The following is a 6,000-nucleotide window of genomic DNA, read 5'->3' as shown; positions in this document are numbered from 1 at the left end:
TCTACTTTTATAAAGCTCACTAATGGTGTTTGCAGTCCAAGTAAATTGGTTAGTAATAAGCTCTATTACTTGCTTGTTTCCTTGATCCCATACCGCTACACGTCTTAATTTATTAGGATACAGTTGTTTTGATTTTTCATTAGCTAAAGTGATAATTTCATCTTTTAGAATATTTAAGTGTCTGTTCTCTGGTAGTTCTAATTCCTTAATCGTCTCAAATTTTAAGTTATTCCAGTGTCTAATTACAACTGTATCGCTATTTCAGAATTAGTCATCTATATTTTAATACTTTTTTTGTAACTATTCTGTAAGGTTAAGTTTTTATAAAATAAATACGTAATTTTATTGTCTTAAAAAGTAGCAATGAAACTTCTAGAAACTCGTTTTTTTCAATTATATATAAAATCATTTAGAGACTTTTTTGAAGATGAATGTTTAAAATTCAGTGCTTCACTTTCATATTATACTATTTTTGCATTGCCTTCTTTTGCTATTATTCTAATTACTTTTATTGGTTATTTTCTAGGTGAAGAAGAAGTTTCAGGAAGTTTATTCCGACAAATTAACAGAATGGTTGGAAATCAAGCTTCGGATCAAATTCAAGAAATTGTTAAAAATTCCCAATTAAATAAAACGTCTATTCTAGAAACTAGTATTGGTTTAATTACATTATTACTTTCAGCTTCTGGAATGTTTGGAGAAATTCAAAGTTCAATAAATGATATTTGGAAAATTAAAGCTAAAAACAAAAAGGGTTTTCTACGTGCTTTAATCGATCAATTATTTTCATTTTCGATGATTGCTGTTTTTGGTTTAATATTGGCTATTTCGTTATTAATTGATTCTTTTATCGAAGTTTTGTATGATAAAGTTTCAAATTTCACCAATTTAGAAACTCTAGAGATTGCAAATTATTTCGATTCCTTCTTAGTTTTTATAGTAATTAGTTTAATTATTACGTACGTTTTCAAAGAATTACCAGATGTGAAAATCCGATTAAAAGATGCTTTTATTGGTGCTCTTTTTACCGCTGTCTTGTTTATGTTAGGTAAATATGCTATTGGTATTTACTTAGAAAATTCGAATAAGTTAACACTATACGGAACAGCTGGATCAATTTTAATATTGTTACTTTGGGTTTATTATTCGGCTATTATTCTCTACTTCGGTGCTGTTTTTACAAAAAATTATGCACTTCTATACGGTACGCCAATCACTCCAAATGAATTTTCTGAATTTAAAGATTAGTATTTTATATTAAATAAAAACTGTATATTTAAACGTTTTCTGACTTTTAAAAGTCCCGAAAATTCACTAAATTAGCACAAAATCCAAAATCTTTTTATGCAAGAACAAACACAATATACCGAAGATAATATACGCTCGTTAGATTGGAAGGAACATATTCGTATGCGACCTGGAATGTACATTGGGAAATTGGGTGATGGTTCTACTCCAGATGACGGTATTTACATTCTTATTAAAGAAGTTATCGATAATAGTATCGATGAGTTTGTTATGGGAACTGGTAAAACCATTGAAGTTACAATCAAAGACAGAATGGTTACCATTCGTGATTATGGTCGTGGTATTCCATTAGGAAAAGTTGTTGACGTTGTTTCAAAAATGAATACTGGTGGAAAGTACGATTCCAAAGCTTTTAAAAAATCAGTTGGTTTAAACGGTGTCGGAACCAAAGCAGTAAACGCACTTTCTAATTTTTTTCGAGTTGAATCCGTTCGTGATGGTCAATTAAAAGTTGCCGAATTTTCAGCTGGGAACTTAATGCTAGAAGAAGATGTTGTTGAAACTACGCGTCGTAAAGGAACTAAAGTTTCATTTACCGCTGATGAAACTATCTTCAAAAATTATAAATTCCGTAAAGAATATATTGAGAAAATGCTTAAAAATTATTGTTACCTAAATACAGGTTTAACAATCATTTTTAATGGAGAAAAATTTTATTCAGATAATGGTTTAAAAGATTTATTAGAAGAAAATATCGACCAAGAAGATATGGTTTATCCAATCATTCATTTACTTGGTAATGATATCGAAATTGCAATAACGCATAGTAAATCTCAATATTCAGAAGAATATTATTCGTTTGTTAATGGACAAAATACAACTCAAGGAGGAACGCATTTAGGAGCTTTCAGAGAAGGTGTTGTACGTACGATAAAAGAATTTTACAATAAAAATTTTGAAGCTTCTGATATTCGTAAATCAATCGTCGCTGCAATTTCTATAAAAGTTGAAGAACCTGTTTTTGAATCGCAAACTAAAACGAAACTTGGTTCAACAGATATGGGACTGGATGCACCAACAGTTCGAACGTATATTAACGATTTTATAAAAAATAATCTTGATAATTTTTTACATAAAAATCCAGAAGTAGCTGAAGCCCTTTTAAAGAAGATTCTACAAGCTGAACGTGAACGTAAAGAATTATCTGGAATTCGTAAATTAGCAAAAGACCGTGCAAAAAAAGCAAGTCTTCATAACAAAAAATTACGTGATTGTCGTGTGCATCTTACCGATATTAAAAACCCACGTTATTTAGAAAGTACTTTGTTTATAACCGAAGGAAATTCAGCATCTGGTTCAATCACAAAATCACGTGATGTGAATACGCAAGCAGTTTTTTCATTACGAGGAAAACCTTTAAATTCTTACGGAATGAGCAAGAAAATTGTTTATGAAAACGAAGAGTTCAACTTGCTTCAAGCGGCTTTAGATATCGAAGAAGATTACGAAAACTTGAGATATAACAATATCGTTTTAGCAACCGATGCCGATGTCGATGGTATGCACATTCGTTTGTTGATGATTACGTTTTTCTTACAATTTTTCCCTGAATTAATTAAGGAAGGACATTTGTATATTTTACAAACGCCGCTTTTTAGGGTTAGAAATAAAAAGAAAACGATTTATTGTTATTCTGAAGAAGAACGTGTTGCAGCAATTGAAGAATTAAAACCGAAACCAGAAATCACACGATTTAAAGGTTTGGGAGAAATATCACCAGATGAATTTGTAAATTTCATCGGTCAAGATATTCGTTTAGATCCTGTAATGCTAGATAAAGCTAGCTCAATAGAACAACTTTTAGAATTCTATATGGGAAAAAATACACCAGACCGCCAAGGATTTATTATCAAAAATCTAAAAGTGGAATTGGATGTAGTTGAAGATAAAAAGAAAGCTGATTTAATCGAATCAGAATAAAATATTATAGAGTAAAATTTAAACTTTTATTTCTAAGAAAATAAATGGACGAAGAAGAAAATTTAGAACCAATTTATAACGAACAACCAGATTCTAACGAAACATCTGCGCAGTTTTATGATAATCAAGAAGATACATCTAGTGAAACCATCAAAAAGGTTACTGGGATGTATAAAGATTGGTTTCTAGAATACGCTTCTTATGTAATTTTAGAACGTGCTGTTCCTGCAATTGAAGATGGTTTTAAGCCAGTTCAACGACGTATTATGCACTCTATAAAAGAGTTGGATGATGGTCGTTATAATAAAGTAGCAAATATCGTTGGACATACGATGCAATATCACCCACACGGTGATCAAAGTATTGGTGATGCAATGGTACAACTTGGTCAGAAAGATTTATTAATTGATACGCAAGGAAACTGGGGAAATATTTTAACAGGTGACGAAGCTGCGGCATCTCGTTACATTGAAGCACGTTTAAGTAAATTTGCTTTAGATGTTTTATATTCACCAAAAATCACAACCTGGCAATCATCTTATGATGGACGTAGAAATGAACCGGTAAATTTACCAGTAAAATTTCCATTGTTATTAGCTCAAGGTGGTGAAGGTATTGCGGTTGGTTTATCGACAAAAATTCTTCCTCATAATTTTAATGAATTGATTGATGCTTCAATCAAACATTTAAAAGGAAAACCATTTACCATTTATCCTGATTTTCCAACTCAAGGTATAGCTGATGTATCTAATTATAACGATGGCATGCGAGGCGGACGTGTACGTGTTCGTGCTAAAATTACACAATTAGATAAAAATTCATTAGTTATTACGCAAATTCCTTTTTCTACTACAACTACTAGTTTAATTGATAGTATTTTAAAGGCAAATGAAAAAGGGAAAATCAAAATCAAGAAAATTGAAGATAATACAGCTGCTGAAGTTGAAATTTTAATTCATCTTCCGGCTGGTGTTTCTCCTGATAAAACCATTGATGCACTTTATGCTTTTACAGGTTGCGAAACTTCATTAGCACCTCTTGGTTGTGTAATTGAAAACAATTTACCTTTGTTTACTGGAGTAAGTAATATGCTTCGTGTTTCTACTGAGCGTACGGTACAACTACTAAAACGCGAATTAGAAATTGAGCTTGGTGAGTTAGAAGAACAATGGCATTATTTATCGTTAGAACGAATTTTCATCGAAGAACGAATCTATCGTAGAATTGAAGAAGAAGAAACGTGGGATGGTGTTATTTCTACCATTGACGAAGGTTTAAAACCTTTCATTAAACATTTAAAACGTGATGTAACTGTTGATGATATCACGCGTTTAACAGAAATTAAAATTAAACGTATTTCAAAATTTGATATTGACAAAGCTCAAGAAAAAATCGAATCTTTAGAAGGTGATATCGAACAAGTAAAATACAATTTAGAACATATTATCGATTTCACTATTGACTTCTTTACACGTTTAAAAGAAAAATATGGTAAAGGGCGTGAACGTAAAACGGAATTAAGAAGTTTTGATACCATCGAAGCTACAAAAGTTGTTTTACGAAATACCAAACTTTACGTAAATCGTGAAGAAGGTTTCATCGGAACAGGTCTAAAACGTGACGAATATGTTGCTGATTGTTCGGATATCGATGACGTTATTGTCTTTTTACGAAGTGGTGTAATGATGGTTACCAAAGTTGATGATAAAAAATTCATTGGTAAAGACATCATTCATATTGCTGTTTTTGACAAAAATGATAAACGTACGATTTACAATATGATTTATCGAGATGGAAAATCCGGTCCTTCTTACGTAAAACGTTTCAATGTTTCTGGAGTTACTCGTGATAAAGAATACCATTTAACCCAAGAAAAACCTGGTTCGCAAGTACTATATTTCTCTTGGAATCCGAATGGTGAAGCCGAGGTTGTAACTATTTTATTACGTCAGCTTTCGAATGTAAAGAAATTAAAATTTGATTTAGATTTTGCAGAGCTTTTAATCAAAGGTCGTTCATCGAAAGGAAACCTAGTAACTAAGTATTCAATTAAAAAAATTGATTTAAAAGAAAAAGGAATTTCAACTTTACGTCCGCGTAAGATTTGGTTTGATGATACAGTTAGTCGATTAAATGTTGACGGACGAGGTGAATTGCTTGGCGAATTCAAGCCAGAAGACCGTTTGCTTGTAATTACTCAAAGTGCAAAAGTAAAAACGATTGTTCCTGAACTTACGACTCATTTCGATGAAGATATGATTGTTTTGGAAAAGTGGATTCCAAATAAACCGATTTCAATCGTGTATTACGACGGAGAGAAATCAAAATATTTTGTAAAACGTTTTTTAATCGAAAATGAAAATAAAGAAGAAAATGTAATCACTGAACATCCGTATTCTAAATTAGAAATTGTTTCGACCGATTACCGTCCGATGGCAGAAGTTATTTTCGCTAAAAATAAAGGAATTCAGAAAGAGAATTTAGAATTGAATTTTGAAGAATTTATTTCGGTAAAAGGAATTAAAGCAATTGGAAATCAATTAACGGCTGAAAAAATAAAGATAATTAATTTACTTGAATCGTTACCTTACGAACTTCCAGAAGAAGAAGTAAAGGAAATTGTTTTAGATGAAATAGATGCAAATAATTTAGGATTAGATGACGATGGTCAAATTATACTTTTTCCTGAAGCTGATAATCCAACAGAATAAAATTGAAAAAGCTTCCAAATTCTGGAGGCTTTTATTATATTAAAAAATTAGAATTATGAAA

Annotated in this window: 3 protein-coding genes; all 3 read left to right on the top strand. The window is 31.1% G+C overall.

Annotated elements, in window-relative coordinates; genetic code table 11:
- The first annotated feature begins 363 nt into the window (after positions 1 to 363).
- The 3 genes from EG240_RS13450 to EG240_RS13440 all read left to right on the top strand — a co-directional run bounded on the left by EG240_RS13450 (position 364) and on the right by EG240_RS13440 (position 5,939).
- Complete coding sequence (locus tag EG240_RS13450; protein WP_125019880.1) at positions 364 to 1,248, top strand: YihY/virulence factor BrkB family protein; 885 nt, start codon at positions 364 to 366, stop codon at positions 1,246 to 1,248.
- Positions 1,249 to 1,344: 96 nt separating this feature from the next.
- Entirely contained in the window at positions 1,345 to 3,228 is a 1,884-nt protein-coding gene (locus EG240_RS13445; protein WP_125019879.1) for a DNA topoisomerase IV subunit B, read from the top strand.
- Between the two features lie 44 nt (positions 3,229 to 3,272).
- Positions 3,273 to 5,939 carry a DNA gyrase/topoisomerase IV subunit A gene (locus tag EG240_RS13440; RefSeq protein ID WP_125019878.1) on the top strand — a complete coding sequence of 889 codons (2,667 nt, stop codon included), beginning with the start codon at positions 3,273 to 3,275 and terminating at the stop codon, positions 5,937 to 5,939.
- Positions 5,940 to 6,000: the final 61 nt, after the last annotated feature.

Origin of the sequence: Paenimyroides tangerinum (assembly GCF_003865405.1) — a bacterium.
Taxonomy (GTDB): domain Bacteria; phylum Bacteroidota; class Bacteroidia; order Flavobacteriales; family Flavobacteriaceae; genus Flavobacterium; species Flavobacterium tangerinum.
This window is presented reverse-complemented; position numbering and strand designations above follow the sequence as displayed.